Source organism: Paracraurococcus lichenis (genome assembly GCF_030657435.1).
Taxonomy (GTDB): domain Bacteria; phylum Pseudomonadota; class Alphaproteobacteria; order Acetobacterales; family Acetobacteraceae; genus Paracraurococcus; species Paracraurococcus lichenis.
In genome coordinates, this window is the sequence record NZ_JAUTWS010000032.1 from 51,329 (window position 1) to 67,371 (window position 16,043).

At 70.0% G+C, this 16,043-nt stretch carries 11 protein-coding genes; 8 read left to right on the forward strand and 3 right to left on the reverse strand.

Going from position 1 to position 16,043, the window contains the following annotated elements:
• Window positions 1–6: 6 nt before the first annotated feature.
• From Q7A36_RS25235 to Q7A36_RS25245, 3 genes are read right to left on the reverse strand one after another with little or no spacing between them, the layout of a single operon-like run.
• Entirely contained in the window at window positions 7–900 is an 894-nt protein-coding gene (locus tag Q7A36_RS25235) for an efflux RND transporter periplasmic adaptor subunit (RefSeq protein ID WP_305106532.1), read from the reverse strand.
• Window positions 897–1,106, reverse strand: a complete 210-nt coding sequence (locus tag Q7A36_RS25240; RefSeq protein WP_305106533.1) for a DUF1656 domain-containing protein — start codon at window positions 1,104–1,106, stop codon at window positions 897–899. The genes Q7A36_RS25235 and Q7A36_RS25240 overlap by 4 nt, the downstream gene beginning before the upstream one ends.
• Entirely contained in the window at window positions 1,103–3,253 is a 2,151-nt protein-coding gene (locus tag Q7A36_RS25245; RefSeq protein ID WP_305106534.1) for an FUSC family protein, read from the reverse strand. Before Q7A36_RS25245 ends, Q7A36_RS25240 begins: the two co-directional genes overlap by 4 nt.
• Window positions 3,254–3,530: 277 nt before the next feature.
• Between Q7A36_RS25245 and rplK the strand changes: the two genes are divergently transcribed.
• The 8 genes from rplK (at window position 3,531) to rpsG (ending at window position 16,020) form a co-directional block, all read left to right on the forward strand.
• The gene (gene rplK, locus Q7A36_RS25250; protein ID WP_305106535.1) at window positions 3,531–3,965 is read left to right on the forward strand and encodes a 50S ribosomal protein L11; all 435 of its coding nucleotides are present in this window, start codon (window positions 3,531–3,533) and stop codon (window positions 3,963–3,965) included.
• Window positions 3,966–3,969: 4 nt separating this feature from the next.
• Entirely contained in the window at window positions 3,970–4,674 is a 705-nt protein-coding gene (rplA, locus tag Q7A36_RS25255) for a 50S ribosomal protein L1 (RefSeq protein WP_305106536.1), read from the forward strand.
• A 401-nt stretch (window positions 4,675–5,075) separates the two neighbouring features.
• Window positions 5,076–5,600, forward strand: coding sequence for a 50S ribosomal protein L10 (gene rplJ, locus Q7A36_RS25260; RefSeq protein WP_305106537.1), 525 nt, complete (start codon window positions 5,076–5,078; stop codon window positions 5,598–5,600).
• Window positions 5,601–5,732: 132 nt separating this feature from the next.
• On the forward strand, window positions 5,733–6,122 hold the full coding sequence (gene rplL / locus Q7A36_RS25265; RefSeq protein ID WP_305106538.1) for a 50S ribosomal protein L7/L12: 390 nt from the start codon (window positions 5,733–5,735) through the stop codon (window positions 6,120–6,122).
• A 210-nt stretch (window positions 6,123–6,332) separates the two neighbouring features.
• Window positions 6,333–10,511 carry a DNA-directed RNA polymerase subunit beta gene (gene rpoB, locus Q7A36_RS25270; protein WP_305106539.1) on the forward strand — a complete coding sequence of 1,393 codons (4,179 nt, stop codon included), beginning with the start codon at window positions 6,333–6,335 and terminating at the stop codon, window positions 10,509–10,511.
• 79 nt (window positions 10,512–10,590) lie between these two features.
• Window positions 10,591–14,835: a DNA-directed RNA polymerase subunit beta' gene (gene rpoC, locus Q7A36_RS25275; protein WP_305106540.1), complete on the forward strand. Its 4,245-nt coding sequence runs from the start codon at window positions 10,591–10,593 to the stop codon at window positions 14,833–14,835.
• Between the two features lie 324 nt (window positions 14,836–15,159).
• Complete coding sequence (gene rpsL / locus Q7A36_RS25280; protein WP_111472698.1) at window positions 15,160–15,531, forward strand: 30S ribosomal protein S12; 372 nt, start codon at window positions 15,160–15,162, stop codon at window positions 15,529–15,531.
• 12 nt (window positions 15,532–15,543) lie between these two features.
• A complete protein-coding gene (rpsG, locus tag Q7A36_RS25285) occupies window positions 15,544–16,020 on the forward strand; it encodes a 30S ribosomal protein S7 (RefSeq protein ID WP_226605568.1) in 477 nt (158 codons plus the stop codon).
• Window positions 16,021–16,043: the final 23 nt, after the last annotated feature.

Sequence of the window (16,043 nt, forward strand, 5' to 3'; positions counted from 1 at the left end):
TCCGCCCTACCGCGCCGCCTGCGCCGCCGGGGCGCCCTCGCGCGGCAGGACCGTGACCGTCGCGGTGCGGCCCGAGACCAGGCGCAACCCCTCCGGCACCCGGTCGATGGCGATCCGCACCGGGACCCGCTGCGCCAGGCGCACCCAGCTGAAGGTCGGGTTCACATTGGCCAGCATGTTCGCGCCCGCGGCCAGCTCCCGGTCGGTGATGCCGGCGGCGATGCCCTCGACATGGCCCTCGATCGGCGCCCGCTCCCCCATCACATGCGCGGTCACCCGGTCGCCCGGATGGATCCGCGGCAGCTTGGTCTCCTCGAAATAGCCGGAGATGTGGAAGCTGTCGGAATCGACCAGCGCCATCGCCGCCGTGCCGGCGGAGAGGTAGTCGCCCGGCCGCAACTCCAGGTTGGTGACGAGGCCATTGACCGGCGCCTTCACCTCCGACCGCTCGAGGTTCAGGCGGGCGGTGTCGCGCTCCACCAGCGCCTGCTGGTAGTTGGCCTCGGCCACCTGCGCGTCGGTCACCGCCTGTTCCTGCCGCTGGATCGAGACCGCGCTCTGGTCGAGCCGCGTGTAGCGCTGCTGGTCGCGCTGCGCCTGCAGCAGGCTGGCATGGCGGGAGGAGAGCACCGCCTCCGCCTGCTGCAGCGCCAGCGCGAAGCGGTCCCGGTCGATGCGGAACAGGACGTCGCCGCGGCGGACCGCCTGGTTGTCGCGCACCAGGATCTCCTGCACGAGGCCCGTCACGTCGGGCGCGATGCTCACCACCTCGGCCCGGATGCGGCCGTCGCGCGTCCAGGGCTCCTCCATGTAGTAGCGCCAGAGCTGCCAGCCGGTCAGCGCCGCGATGAGGACGACGGTCAGCGTCACGCCGACCCGGACGAGTTGCGAGAGGTTCATGCCAGGAGCCGGGTGCCGAGCGCGGCGATGGCGCCGAGCAGGATGACGAAGAGGGCGAGGTCGAAGAGCGGGCGGTGCCAGACGAGCCGGTAGAGGCCGAGGCGCTGCAGCAGCCGCCGGACCAGCGCATTGGCCGGCAGGGCGAGCGCCGCCCAGGCGAGCAGGGAGGGCACGAAGATGCCGTGCAGGTCGAACTCGCCGGTCATGCCGCCTGCTCCAGGGCCGGGGCCGGATGCGTCGGGGCCGGCGGCGGCGCCGTGGGGAGGAGGGCGCGCCGGAGGCCCGACAGGGCGAGCGCCGCCTGCCGCGCCGCCCGGTCGCGGACCGGCATCGCCAGGCCGAGCGCCGCATCGAGCCGCGCCGCCACCGTCTCCGGCGTCGCCCTTCCGCGTGCCCAGGCCGCGACCGCGGCGAGCGTCGCCTCGATGCCGCCGCGCAGGGCTGGCGGGAGCTGCGGCGCCACCTCCCGCAGCCGCTGCACGTTGATCGCCGCCCGCAGCTCGGCCAGCTCGCTCACCTCGAGGGTCGTGGCATCGGCCGAGCCGATGCGCCCCGCCAGGTATTCGAAGCGGTCGAGCATGGCGGCGACGCTGCGGCGGAGATCGGCCTGCCTTCCCTCGACCAGGCGCGCCAGGTCGCGCCGGTCCGCCGCCACCAGCCGGCGCAGCCGCCAGTCCACCCCGAAGGCGCGCACCAGCCGCGTGCTGACCAGGCCGGCGGCGAAGCCGATGAGCAGCGCGACGGCGCCGTTCACATAAGAAGCGAACTCGGCGGCATAGGTCTCCTGCAGGGACATCAGGGCGACGGTATTGACCAGCAGCGGCAGGGCCGTGCCGATGGTCGCGGGCTGCGCGTGCAGCGCGCCCATCGGCAGGTAGACGAGGCCGAGGGCGAAGGCGAGCAGCGGGAAGCCGTCGATCGCCGGCAGCGCGGCGAAGAGATAGAGCGCGCCGACCACCGCGGCGATGCCGGTCATCGTCAGGAAATTCGCGATGGCCGGCGCCGGGTCGTCGAGCTGGGCGAACATGGCGGTGGAGACGGCGGCCATCATCGTCGCCGTGCCGCCCTCCGGCCAGGCAGTGGCAACCCAGGCGATGTCGCAGGCCAGCACGGCCAGCAGCACCGAGAGCCCGGTCAGCCCGACCAGCAGCGGATCCATCTGGCCGCTGGTCACCGGCGCCGCGGCGAGGCGCGGCGGCGGGGCATGCGCGCCGGGGCGGGGCTCGAGCGCGAGGGCGCGCGCCCAGGTCTCGACCAGTTCCCGCAGCCGGGCGAGCAGCCCCTCCCGCAGCAGCGTGGGCCAGTCGCCGGCGGCGGCGGCCGCCTCCCGCTCCGCCGACCGCAGCCGGGCGAGCAGGTCGGGCGCGGCCGCCAGCGCGGCCGGCCGGCGGGCCGGATCGGCGGTCTCGGCCAGCCAGGCGCCGGCCGCCTCCAGGAGCGGTGCGATGGCGACCTGCGCCGGGGGTGCAATGGCGGCCTGCGCCGCTGGGGATGTAATGGCGGCCTGCGCCGAGGGTGCGATGGCGGCCTGCGCCGCCGGGGCGTCCCGCCGCAGCCCCTGCGCGCGGTCGGCGACCGCCGAGATCAGCGCCGGCACCGCCCGCGCCCGGGCGCGCAGGGCCTGCACCCAGGCGAGGCCGGCGCGCTCCGCCGCCGCCTCGTAGCGCGCCTCCTCGAACATCGTGTCGAGCGCGGCGCCGTCGCGCGCCACCTGCCGCCGGTCGGCGACGAAGCGCGCCTCGTCCAGCCGGCCGGCCAACGCCTCCGCCCCGAAGCGGGCCATGCTGGCGCGCCAGGCCTCGACGCGCGCGAGCAGCAGCGGGGCGGAAGGGCGCGGGAAGACCTGGTCCACCAGCGTCGCGCAGAGGATGCCGAGGCCGATCTCCTCCACCCGGGCGAGGGCGGTGTCGAAGATCGCGCCCGGTGCATCGACCGAGGGGAAGGCGATGAGCGCGGCGGTGAAGCCGGCGAGGCGGAAGGCATAGCTGCGCGGCGTCGGGTCGTAGAGCGAGCCCATGGTGCAGCAGGCAACCCAGCCGGCAAGGACGAGCGCGAGCAGCGGCGGCGCATCCACCAGGTTCGGCACCGCCGCCACGCTGAAGGCGGCGCCCGCGAAGGTGCCGGCGAAGCGCGCCAGCGCCTTGGCGCGGAGCGCGCCGGAGAGCGGCTGGATGACGATATAGACCGTGCCGACCGCCCAATAGGGGCGCGGCAGGTCGAGCCAGAGGGCGAGCCAGAGCGCGAGCATGGCCGCCGCGAAGGAGCGGGCCGAGAAGAGCCAGTCGCGCCAGCCGGGCAGGGGAATGGTCGGTCCTCCGTCTCCGCCGCGCCCAGCGGCGGCGCCCAGGGGCATGACGCAGCCGGGCGCTGCCGGATGCATCGCCGCCGGCGCTTATGCGGCGGCTTCGCCCGATGCGCCACCGGGCAGCCCGGACCCTGGCCGGGGAAGCCCGGCGGGCCGCCGCCATGAGGATCGCGCACCCCGTGAATTCCGCTTGACACCCGCGTCGCGCGCGCTCATACGCGCCCGCTCACTTCATCGGGACGCGGGAGGCGCCCCGGATCCGTGCCGGACCGGCAAGGATCCGGCGCCGTCGGCACCGCGGCTCCCTGACCCTCAGGGACGTATCATGGCGAAGAAGATCGCAGGTTACATCAAATTGCAGATCCCCGCGGGCAAGGCGAATCCCTCGCCGCCCGTCGGCCCCGCGCTCGGCCAGCGCGGCCTGAACATCATGGCCTTCGTCAAGGAGTTCAACGCGGCGACCCAGGGCATGGAGCCGGGCACCCCAACGCCGGTGGTGATCACGGCCTATTCCGACCGCACCTTCTCCTTCATCACCAAGACCCCGCCGAACACCTACTTCCTGCTGAAGGCGGCCAAGGTCGAGAAGGGCAGCACCACGCCCGGCAAGGGCGGCAATGTCGGCCGGGTCACCCGGTCGCAGCTGCACGAGATCGCCAGGACGAAGATGAAGGACATGAACGCCAACGACGAGGAGGCGGCGGTGCGCATGCTCGCCGGCTCGGCCCGTTCCATGGGCCTCGCGGTGGTGGAGGGCTGATCCGATGGCCAAGCAGGGCAAGCGCCTGAAGGCGATCTACTCCGGCCTCGACCGCGACGCGCTGGTCTCGCTCGACCGCGCCATCGCGCTGGTCAAGGCGAATGCGAAGGCGAAGTTCGACGAGACCATCGAGATCTCGATGAACCTCGGCATCGACCCGCGGCATGCCGACCAGATGGTCCGCGGCGTGGTCGGCCTGCCGAACGGCACCGGCAAGACCGTGCGCGTCGGCGTCTTCGCCCGCGGCGCGAAGGCCGAGGAGGCGCTGGCCGCCGGGGCCGACGTGGTGGGCGCGGACGACCTCGCCGCCGCGGTGCAGGAAGGCAAGATCGACTTCGACCGCTGCATCGCCACCCCCGACATGATGGGCCTGGTGGGGCGACTTGGAAAAATCCTCGGCCCGCGTGGGCTGATGCCGAACCCCCGCCTCGGCACCGTCACCATGGATGTCCGCGGCGCGGTGACCGCGGCCAAGGCCGGCCAGGTGGAGTTCCGGGCGGAGAAGGCGGGCATCGTGCATGCCGGCATCGGCAAGGCCTCCTTCGACGAGGGCAAGCTGCTCGAGAATGCCCGCGCCTTCATCGAGGCGATCCAGCGCGCCAGGCCGACCGGCGCCAAGGGCACCTATGTGAAGAAGGTGGCGCTGAGCTCCTCCATGGGGCCGGGCGTGAAGGTGGACCTCGCCACCCTCGCGGCAGCCGCGGCCTGACGCCGCCGGGGGCAAGGCCCCCGGACGGCCCCTGCGCGGCGCGCGCGGGGATGAGAGATACGCCCACCTCCGGGTGGGCGGGCAGGGGAAGGTCGGGCGGGGCCCGTCGCGCTCGCGCGATGGGACTGCGGGCCTCCCCGAAACCTGTCCGAGACCGCAGGTAGCCCCCAAGGGTATTCCCCGGGGCTTTGATGGGACGCTCCGTCCCGCCCGCGATAGACGGGGTGCCAAGGATTTCGTGCCGTCCCGGGGCAGCCTTCCGAAGGTTGGCCCGGGGCGGGGCGCATGGCTTGGTGGTCCGGCTCAGACAGGCGAACCAGGGCCTGCCGCGTCGCGGCGGGCCTGCGTGTGAACCGGCCGGAGCCCCTCCATCAGGCGCCGGCCATCGTTGGAGACGGGATTTGGACCGCACGGAAAAGCGCGAGTTCATCGCCCAGCTCTCTGCGGTGTTCGCCGATACCTCCTTCGTGCTCGTCGCCCAGAACAAGGGTCTGACGGTCGCGGATGTGAGCGATCTGCGGCGCCGCATGCGGGGAGCCGGGGCGACGTACAAGGTCGCGAAGAACCGGCTGGCCCTCCGCGCCCTCGACGGCACCCGCTTCCAGGGCGTCCAGCCCCTGCTGAAGGGCCCGACCGCGCTCGCGTGGTCGAAGGATCCGGTGGCAGTGGCGAAGACCGCCATGGAGTTCGCCAGGACGAACGACAAGTTCGTGATCCTCGGCGGGGCGCTCGGCACCCAGACCCTCACCCCGGACGGGGTGAAGGCGCTGTCCGAGATGCCCTCGCTCGAGACGCTCCGTGCGCAGCTGCTGGGTCTGATCCAGACCCCGGCGACGCGCATCGCGGGCGTGCTGCAGGCCCCTGGCTCGCAGCTGGCGCGGGTGTTCAGTGCCTTCGCGAAGAAGGACGAGGCCGAGGCCGCCTGAGGGGCGAGCACCACGGGGTGAGAGCCCGCCGGACCGAGGACTGTTTCCGGGTGCAATGCTTTGAAAGACCAAGCATGGCGCCCGGGTGTTGCAAACGGCAAGCCAAGCCATTAGATCACGAGGTACACAGACATGGCCGATCTCGCAAAGCTGGTTGACGAGCTCTCCAGCCTGACCGTCCTGGAGGCCGCCGAGCTCTCCAAGATGCTGGAGGAGAAGTGGGGCGTTTCCGCCGCGGCGCCGGTCGCGGTGGCGGCGGCGCCTGCGGCTGGCGGCGGCGCGGCCGCGGCCGCCGCCCCGGCCGAGGAGCAGACGGAGTTCACCGTCATCCTGGCCGCTTCCGGCGACAAGAAGATCAACGTCATCAAGGAGATCCGCACCATCACCGGTCTCGGCCTGAAGGAGGCCAAGGACCTGGTCGAGGGCGCGCCGAAGACCGTCAAGGAGGCCGTCTCCAAGGACGAGGCCGCCAAGATCAAGAAGGTGCTCGAGGACAACGGGGCGACCGTCGAAGTCAAGTAAGGTCGCCTGCAGCATGCCCCAGGGGGCCGGCCGTCCGTCGCCGGCCCCCTGGACCAGATCAGCGAGGTACGGGCGGGAACCCCTTGGGTTGCCGTCCGTGCTGCCGTTTCTGCGGTCCGCGGCCCCCGCCGCCGGATCCGACTCGGTGGCGGACAGGATCGAGGATGGCGCCGGGCCGGAAGGCCAGGGCGGAAGGGACACGGGACAGGCATGAACGCTATCACGAAGTCGTTCACCGGGCGCAAGCGCATCCGCAAGAGCTTCGGACGGCTGCCCGAGGTGGCGCCGATGCCGAACCTCATCGATGTGCAGCGGGCCTCCTACGAGGCCTTCCTCCAGATGGAGGTGCATCCGGATGCGCGTCTTCACGCCGGGTTGCAGGAAGTCTTCAAGTCCGTCTTCCCGATCGACGACTTCGCCGGCCGCGGCCGGCTGGAATTCGTCCAGTACGAGCTCGAGGAGCCGAAATACGACGTCGAGGAGTGCATCCAGCGCGGCCTGACCTTCGCCGCCCCCCTCAAGGTGCGGCTCCGGCTCATCGTCTGGGACGTGGATGAGGACACGGGTTCTCGTTCCGTGCGCGATATCAAGGAGCAGGATGTCTACATGGGCGACATGCCGCTCATGACGGACAACGGCACCTTCATCATCAACGGCACCGAGCGCGTCATCGTCTCCCAGATGCACCGCAGCCCGGGCGTCTTCTTCGACCACGACAAGGGCAAGACGCACAGCAGCGGCAAGTACCTCTTCGCCGCGCGCGTCATCCCCTATCGCGGCTCCTGGCTCGACTTCGAGTTCGACGCCAAGGACATCTGCTACGTCCGCATCGACCGCAAGCGGAAGCTCCCGGCCTCGACCCTGCTGCTCGCCCTCGATTCCGCCTGGACCGAGAGGCTGCGGGCGGAGAAGGGGCAGACCCTGGAGCCGAACGAGATCCGCGGCATGGATGCCGAGGAGATCCTGAACGAGTTCTACGGCCAGGTCGTCTTCACCCGCGGCCCGAAGGGCTGGTCGCGCCCCTTCGACCCGGAGGCCTTCCGCGGCGTGAAGCTGCAGGAGCCGCTGATCGATGCCCGGACCGGCGAGGTGGTGGCCGATAAGGACGCCAAGCTGACGCCGCGCTCCGCCCGCAAGATCGCCGAGGGCGGCACCACCGAGGTGCTGGTCGGCCGCACCGACCTGCTCGGCCGCTTCGTCGCCGAGGACCTGGTGGACCTGAACACCGGCGAGATCTGGGCCGAGGCCGGCGACGAGCTGACCGAGGCGAAGCTTGCCGTCATCGAGACCGCGGGCGTCGAGCGGCTGCCGACGCTCGCCATCGACCAGTCGGTCGGCCCCTGGATCCGCAACACCCTCACGGTGGACAAGAACACCAACCGTGACGAGGCGCTGATGGACATCTACCGGGTCATGCGCCCGGGCGAGCCGCCGACGCCGGAGACGGCGGAGACGCTGTTCCGCGGGCTGTTCTTCGATGCCGAGCGCTACGACCTCTCCTCGGTCGGGCGGGTGAAGATGAACATGCGCCTCGGCTTCTCCGCCGAGGAGGTGCCGGACACCATCCGCACTCTGCGCAAGCAGGACATCATCGCGACCGTCCGCGTGCTGCTCGACCTGAAGGACGGCCGCGGCCAGATCGACGACATCGACAACCTCGGCAACCGCCGGGTGCGCTCGGTCGGCGAGCTGATGGAGAACCAGTACCGCGTCGGCCTGCTGCGCATGGAGCGCGCGATCAAGGAGCGCATGGGGTCGGTCGATATCGACACCGTCATGCCGCACGACCTGATCAACGCCAAGCCGGCGGCGGCGGCGGTGCGGGAGTTCTTCGGCTCCAGCCAGCTCAGCCAGTTCATGGACCAGACCAACCCGCTGTCGGAGGTGACGCACAAGCGCCGCCTCTCGGCGCTCGGTCCGGGCGGCCTGACGCGCGAGCGCGCCGGCTTCGAGGTGCGCGACGTGCACCCGACGCATTACGGCCGCATCTGCCCGATCGAGACGCCGGAAGGCCCGAATATCGGCCTGATCAACAGCCTCGCCACCTTCGCCAAGGTGAACAAGTACGGCTTCATCGAGACGCCCTATCGCCTGGTGCGGGACGGCAAGATCGTCGGCGAGCCGCGCTACCTCTCGGCGATGGAGGAGGAGCGGCTGGTGGTCGCCCAGGCCGATGCCGAGGTCGATGCCGAGACCGGCGAGTTCAAGTCGGAACTCGTCTCGGTGCGCCAGGGCGGCGACTTCCGCCTGGTCAAGCCCGAGGAGGTGACGGCGATCGACGTCTCGCCGAAGCAGCTCGTCTCGGTCGCCGCGGCGCTGATCCCCTTCCTCGAGAACGACGACGCCAACCGGGCGCTCATGGGCTCGAACATGCAGCGCCAGGCGGTGCCGCTGGTCCGCGCCGATGCGCCGCTGGTCGGCACCGGCATGGAGGCGGCGGTCGCGCGGGACTCGGGTGCGACCATCGTCGCCCGGCGCGACGGCGTGATCGACAGCATCGACGGCGCGCGCATCGTGGTGCGGGCGACCGGCGATGACGGCACGACGCGGGGCGTCGACATCTACCGCCTGCGCAAGTTCCAGCGCAGCAACCAGTCCACCTGCATCAACCAGCGCCCGCTGGTGAAGGTGGGCGACGACGTGCGCGCCGGCGACATCATCGCCGACGGGCCGTCCACCGAGCTCGGCGAGCTGGCGCTCGGCCGCAACGTCCTCGTCGCCTTCATGCCGTGGAACGGCTACAACTTCGAGGACAGCATCCTGATCAGCGAGCGCATCGCCCGCGATGACGTCTTCACCTCGATCCATATCGAGGAGTTCGAGGTCATGGCCCGCGACACCAAGCTGGGCCAGGAGGAGATCACCCGCGACATCCCGAACGTCGGCGAGGAGGCGCTGCGCAACCTCGACGAGGCGGGCATCGTCTATATCGGCGCCGAGGTGCAGCCGGGCGACATCCTGGTCGGCAAGGTGACGCCGAAAGGTGAATCGCCGATGACGCCGGAGGAGAAGCTGCTCCGCGCCATCTTCGGCGAGAAGGCGAGCGACGTGCGCGACACCTCGCTGCGCCTGCCGCCTGGTGTCGCGGGCACCATCGTCGACGTGCGCGTCTTCTCCCGCCGCGGCGTCGACAAGGACGAGCGCGCCATGGCGATCGAGCGGGCCGAGATCGAGCGGCTCGCCAAGGACCGCGACGACGAGAAGGCGATCCAGGAGCGGTCCTTCCACAGCCGGCTGCGCGAGCGGCTGCTGAACCGCAGGGCCTCGGGCGGCTTCCGCGGCGTCAAGGCCGGTACCGTCATCACCGACGAGGTGCTGGACCAGTTCGCCAAGGCGACCTGGCGCCAGATCGGCGTGCAGGACGACGCGGCGATGGCCGAGATCGAGGCGCTGAAGCGCGAGTTCGACGCCGCCGTCGAGCGCCTGCAGAAGCGCTTCGAGAGCAAGGTCGAGAAGCTGCAGCGCGGCGACGAGCTGCCGCCCGGCGTGATGAAGATGGTCAAGGTCTTCGTCGCGGTGAAGCGGAAGCTCCAGCCCGGCGACAAGATGGCGGGACGCCATGGCAACAAGGGCGTGGTCAGCCGCGTCGTGCCGGTGGAGGACATGCCCTTCCTCGAGGACGGGACGACGGCCGACCTCGTGCTGAACCCGCTCGGCGTGCCGTCGCGCATGAACGTGGGGCAGATCCTCGAGACCCATCTCGGCTGGGCCTGCGCCAATCTTGGCAAGCAGGTGGGCGAGCTGGTCGAGGACTACCGCCGCACCGGCGCCATGCGCGAGGAGCTGCTGGCGCATCTCCGCGCCACCTATGGCGAGGAGGTCTTCGAGCGCGACATCGCGCCGATGAGCGACGACCAGCTGATCGAGCTCGCGGAGAACCTGAAGAAGGGGATCCCGATCGCGACGCCGGTCTTCGACGGCGCCCGCATGGCGGATATCGAGGGCATGCTGGAACGCGCCGGGCTCGACAGCTCCGGCCAGGTCTGGCTGACCGATGGCCGCACCGGCGAGACCTTCGAGCGCAAGGTGACGGTCGGCATCATCTACATGCTGAAGCTGCACCACCTGGTGGACGACAAGATCCACGCCCGCTCCATCGGCCCCTACTCGCTCGTCACCCAGCAGCCGCTGGGCGGCAAGGCGCAGTTCGGCGGCCAGCGCTTCGGCGAGATGGAGGTCTGGGCGCTGGAGGCCTATGGCGCCGCCTATACCCTGCAGGAGATGCTGACGGTGAAGTCCGACGACGTCTCCGGCCGCACCAAGGTCTACGAGGCCATCGTCCGCGACCAGGACAATTTCGAGGCGGGCATCCCGGAGTCCTTCAACGTGCTGGTGAAGGAGCTCAAGTCGCTCGGCCTCAACGTCGATCTCGAGACGCGCGGCAGCTGAGCGCGCCGGCGTCCCCCTTTCCGTATCGCAGCCGTCCCCATCGCCCGGGGACGGCAGGCTGGACCACAAGGAAGGCCGCATGAACGAGCTGATGAAGATCCTGGGTCAGACCGGCCAGGCTCTGACCTTCGACCAGATCAAGATCTCGATCGCCTCGCCGGAGCAGATCCGCTCCTGGTCCTATGGCGAGATTAAGAAGCCCGAGACCATCAACTACCGCACCTTCAAGCCGGAGCGGGACGGCCTGTTCTGCGCCCGCATCTTCGGGCCGATCAAGGACTACGAGTGCCTCTGCGGCAAGTACAAGCGGATGAAGTTCCGCGGCATCATCTGCGAGAAGTGCGGCGTCGAGGTGACGCTGGCCAAGGTGCGCCGCGAGCGCATGGGCCATATCGAGCTCGCCTCGCCGGTCGCGCATATCTGGTTCATGAAGTCGCTGCCCAGCCGCGTCGGCCTCATGGTCGACATGTCACTGAAGGAGCTGGAGAAGGTCCTCTACTTCGAAAGCTATGTCGTCCTCGAGCCCGGCCTCACTGACCTCAAGCTGCACCAGTTGCTGACCGAGGATCAGTACCAGGCGAAGATGGACGAGTTCGGCGAGGATGCCTTCTCCGTCGGCATTGGTGCCGAGGCGGTGAAGGGCATGCTCACCGGCATCGACAGCAACAAGGAAGCGACCCGGCTGCGCACGGAGCTGAAGGAGACCAGCTCCGAGGCCAAGCGCAAGAAGCTGGTCAAGCGCCTGAAGCTGATCGAGGCCTTCGCCGAGAGCGGCGCCCGTCCCGACTGGATGATCATGTCGGTCATCCCGGTCATCCCGCCCGAGCTGCGCCCGCTGGTGCCGCTGGACGGCGGCCGCTTCGCGACCTCGGACCTCAACGACCTCTACCGCCGCGTCATCAACCGGAACAACCGGCTGAAGCGCCTGATCGAGCTGCGCGCCCCGGACATCATCGTCCGGAACGAGAAGCGCATGCTGCAGGAGGCGGTGGACGCGCTCTTCGACAACGGCCGCCGCGGCCGCGCCATCACGGGTGCCAACAAGCGGCCGCTGAAGTCACTCAGCGACATGCTGAAGGGCAAGCAGGGCCGGTTCCGGCAGAACCTGCTGGGCAAGCGCGTCGACTATTCCGGCCGCTCGGTCATCGTGGTCGGGCCGGAGATGAAGCTGCACCAGTGCGGGCTGCCGAAGAAGATGGCGCTCGAGCTGTTCAAGCCCTTCATCTACTCCAAGCTCGAGAAGTACGGCCACGCCACCACCATCAAGGCCGCCAAGCGGATGGTGGAGAAGGAGCGGCCGGAGGTCTGGGACATCCTCGAGGAGGTGATCCGCGAGCACCCGGTCCTGCTGAACCGCGCCCCGACCCTGCACCGCCTGGGCATCCAGGCCTTCGAGCCGGTCCTCGTCGAGGGCAAGGCTATCCAGCTCCATCCGCTGGTCTGCACCGCCTTCAACGCCGACTTCGACGGCGATCAGATGGCCGTGCACGTCCCGCTGAGCCTCGAGGCGCAGCTCGAAGCGCGCGTGCTCATGATGTCGACCAACAACATCCTGAGCCCGGCGAACGGCAAGCCGATCATCGTGCCGAGCCAGGACATCGTGCTCGGCCTCTACTACCTCAGCCTGGAGACCCCGGAGTTCCGCGCCGCCGCGGTGCAGACCGAGGAGGCGAAGCGGCTGATCGCCAGCGCCGACGCGAAGGGCGGTAAGAACCTCGCCGCCGACGAGCTCGAGGCGCTGAACTTCCGCCCGCATGTCTATCGCGGCCTGGGCGAGGTGGAGCAGGCGCTGGCCGCCGGCGCCATCACGCTGCATACCGCGATCCATGCCCGCGTGCCGGCACCGTCGGCGCCAGGCGCGAAGGAGATGACGACGGTCCTGACCACGGCCGGCCGCCTGATGATGGGCGCCCTGCTGCCGGTCGACCCGCGCACGCCCTACAGCCTGATCAACCGGCAGCTGACGAAGAAGTCGATCTCCGACGTCATCGACACGGTCTACCGGCATTGCGGCCAGAAGGAGAGCGTGATCTTCGCCGACCGGCTGATGGGCCTCGGCTTCCGCCAGGCGGCGAAGGCCGGCATCTCCTTCGGCAAGGACGACATGGTCATCCCGGACAGCAAGCCGGAGATGATCGGCAAGACCAAGGCCGAGGTGAAGGAGTTCGAGCAGCAGTATCTCGACGGCCTCATCACCGCCGGTGAGCGCTACAACAAGGTGGTCGACGCCTGGTCGCGCTGCACCGAGGAAGTCGCCCAGGCGATGATGAAGGAGATCTCGAAGCAGGAGGCGGGCAAGCCCACCAACTCGGTGTGGATGATGTCCCACTCCGGCGCCCGCGGCTCGCCCGCGCAGATGCGCCAGCTCGCCGGCATGCGCGGCCTGATGGCGAAGCCGAGCGGCGAGATCATCGAGCAGCCGATCATCAACTGCTTCAAGGAAGGCCTGACCGTCCTCGAGTACTTCAACTCGACGCACGGCGCCCGCAAGGGCCTGGCCGACACGGCACTGAAGACGGCGAACTCGGGCTACCTGACGCGGCGCCTGGTCGACGTGGCGCAGGACTGCATCATCGTCGAGAACGACTGCGGCACCGAGCGCGGCATCACCGTGCGCGCGGTGATGGACGGCGGCGAGGTCATCTCCTCGCTGTCCGAGCGGATCCTCGGCCGGACGGCGCAGCGCGACGTGGCCGACCCGGTGAGCGGCGAGGTCATCGTGCCGCGCAACACGCTGATCGAGGAGCCGCATGCCGAGCTGATCGAGAAGGCGGGGGTGGAGGAGGTCTATATCCGCTCCGTCCTCACCTGTGACGCCCGCACCGGCGTCTGCGGCCATTGCTACGGCCGTGACCTCGCGCGCGGCACGCCCGTGAACGTGGGCGAGGCGGTCGGTGTCATCGCGGCGCAGTCGATCGGCGAGCCGGGCACGCAGCTCACGATGCGCACCTTCCACATCGGCGGCGCGGCGCAGCGCGGCGCCGAGCAGTCCGCGGTCGAGGCGACCTCGGACGGCACGGTGAAGATCGCCAACCGCAACGTCGTCGCCAACAGCGCCGGCGCGCCGGTGGTGATGAGCCGCAATTGCGAGATCATCCTGAGCGACGCGCAGGGGCGCGAGCGCGCGCGCTACCGCGTGCCCTATGGCGCGCGGCTGCTGACCGAGGAGAATGCGGCGGTTGCACGCGGCCAGAAGCTGGCGGAGTGGGACCCCTTCACTCTGCCGATCATCACCGAGCGGGCCGGCACCCTGGAATTCGCCGACCTGATCGAGGGTGTCACGCTCTACGAGGAGACCGACCCGGTGACGGGCCTGTCGTCGAAGGTGGTGCGCGAGCCGGTCGACAAGGCGAAGAACGCCAACCTCCGGCCGCGGCTGCTGCTGCGCTCGGAGGACGGCCAGACCCAGCAGTACTTCCTGCAGCCGGCCTCGGTGCTCAACGTCGAGAACGGCGGCACGGTGAAGGCGGGCGACGTGCTGGCGCGGCTGCCGCGCGAGAGCTCGAAGACCCGCGACATCACCGGCGGTCTGCCGCGCGTGGCCGAGCTCTTCGAGGCGCGGCGGCCGAAGGACCACGCGATCATCTCGGACATCGATGGCCGCGTGGAGTTCGGCAAGGACTACAAGGCGAAGCGCCGCATCCTGGTCGTGCCCGACCAGGTGGGCGACGAGCCGCCGCAGCCGCGCGAATACCTGGTGCCCAAGGGCAAGCACGTCTCGGTGCAGGAGGGCGACTACGTCAAGGCCGGCGACCCGCTGGTCGACGGCCCGCGCGTGCCGCACGACATCCTGCGGGTGCTGGGCGTCGAGGCGCTGGCGAACTACCTGGTGAATGAGATCCAGGACGTCTATCGACTGCAGGGCGTGAAGATCAACGACAAGCACATCGAGGTCATCGTCCGGCAGATGCTGCAGAAGGTGGAGATCCTCGATCCGGGCGACACCACCTTCCTGATCGGCGAGCAGGTGGACCGCATCGAGTTCGACATCGAGAACGAGAAGCGTCTGGCGGCGAAGGAGCGGCCCGCGCGGGCCGAGCCGGTGCTGCAGGGCATCACCAAGGCCTCGCTGCAGACGACGTCCTTCATCTCGGCGGCCTCCTTCCAGGAGACCACCCGCGTGCTGACCGAGGCGGCGACCGCCGGCAAGGTCGATACGCTGGCCGGCCTGAAGGAGAACGTCATCGTCGGCCGGCTGATCCCGGCCGGCACGGGCTCGGTGATGAACCGCCTGCGGGCGCTGGCGGCGCAGCGCGACCGCACGCGCATCCCGTCCTCGGCCCCGGCCCTGCCGGAGCCCGCGGGACGCCAGGCGGCCGAATAACGCCGTATAGCGCTGCTGTACGCGTCCGGAATGGGCCGGGATCCGCAGGGATCCCGGCCTTTTTCTTGGTCGGGTTGCCAATCGCTTGACTCCCCGCCCTGGGGCGCGTAGTTAGCCGCCCCTTGGCACGGCCGGGCGCACAGGCGCGCGGGCGGCCGGGAGTTTGGTCCACAACGCTGCGCGTTCGGCACCGCGGCCCGCTTACCGGGGCTGCTTCAGGTCGAGGGCGGGTCAGGGCGCCTGCGGGGGAGCACCAGCTTCCCGCGCGGGCACATTGGCTTTTCGCGGCCGCGGGACGGACGGACGGGATTCTGAAGGGGCGTCATGCCGACCATCAACCAGCTCATCGCCCAGGGGCGCGAGCCGAACGCGAAGCGGAACAAGGTCCCCGCGCTGCAGGCCTGCCCGCAGAAGCGCGGCGTCTGCACGCGCGTCTATACGACCACGCCGAAGAAGCCGAACTCGGCGCTCCGCAAGGTCGCCAAGGTTCGCCTGACCAATGGCTACGAGGTGGTGAGCTACATCCCCGGCGAGGGCCATAACCTGCAGGAGCACTCGGTGGTGCTCATCCGGGGCGGCCGCGTGAAGGACCTTCCCGGCGTCCGCTACCACATCCTGCGCGGCGTGCTGGACACCCAGGGCATTGCCAAGCGTCGCCAGCGCCGGTCGCTGTACGGCGCGAAGCGGCCGAAGTAAGGAGAGGCACGAATGTCTCGCCGCCATAGCGCCCAGAAGCGCGAGGTTCTGCCGGATCCGAAGTTCGGCGATCTGGTGCTCAGCCGGTTCATGAATGTGCTCATGTACGACGGCAAGAAGAGCACCGCCGAGCGGATCGTCTATGCCGCCATGGATACGCTGAAGCGTCGCGTCGGCCCGAACGGCGACCCGCTGCGGCTGTTCCACGAGGCGATGGACAACGTGAAGCCGGCCGTCGAGGTCCGCAGCCGCCGCGTCGGCGGCGCGACCTACCAGGTGCCGGTGGAGGTCCGCCCGGAGCGGCGCCAGGCCCTGGCGATCCGCTGGCTGATCGAGGCCTCGCGCAAGCGGGGCGAGAACACGATGGAAGAGCGCCTCTCGGCGGAGCTGATGGACGCGGCGAACAACCGCGGCACGGCCGTCAAGAAGCGCGAGGACACGCACCGGATGGCGGAGGCGAACAAGGCCTTCAGCCATTACCGCTGGTAACCGGGCCACGATCTGAGGGACGA

What these genes read in the sequence shown, in the direction of transcription:
- Q7A36_RS25235 (WP_305106532.1), bottom strand. Translation starts at nt 900, where the DNA reads ATGAACCTCTCGCAACTCGTCCGGGTCGGCGTGACGCTGACCGTCGTC.
- Q7A36_RS25240 (WP_305106533.1), bottom strand. Translation starts at nt 1,106, where the DNA reads ATGACCGGCGAGTTCGACCTGCACGGCATCTTCGTGCCCTCCCTGCTC.
- Q7A36_RS25245 (WP_305106534.1), bottom strand. Translation starts at nt 3,253, where the DNA reads ATGCCCCTGGGCGCCGCCGCTGGGCGCGGCGGAGACGGAGGACCGACC.
- rplK (WP_305106535.1), top strand. Translation starts at nt 3,531, where the DNA reads ATGGCGAAGAAGATCGCAGGTTACATCAAATTGCAGATCCCCGCGGGC.
- rplA (WP_305106536.1), top strand. Translation starts at nt 3,970, where the DNA reads ATGGCCAAGCAGGGCAAGCGCCTGAAGGCGATCTACTCCGGCCTCGAC.
- rplL (WP_305106538.1), top strand. Translation starts at nt 5,733, where the DNA reads ATGGCCGATCTCGCAAAGCTGGTTGACGAGCTCTCCAGCCTGACCGTC.
- rpoB (WP_305106539.1), top strand. Translation starts at nt 6,333, where the DNA reads ATGAACGCTATCACGAAGTCGTTCACCGGGCGCAAGCGCATCCGCAAG.
- rpoC (WP_305106540.1), top strand. Translation starts at nt 10,591, where the DNA reads ATGAACGAGCTGATGAAGATCCTGGGTCAGACCGGCCAGGCTCTGACC.
- rpsL (WP_111472698.1), top strand. Translation starts at nt 15,160, where the DNA reads ATGCCGACCATCAACCAGCTCATCGCCCAGGGGCGCGAGCCGAACGCG.
- rpsG (WP_226605568.1), top strand. Translation starts at nt 15,544, where the DNA reads ATGTCTCGCCGCCATAGCGCCCAGAAGCGCGAGGTTCTGCCGGATCCG.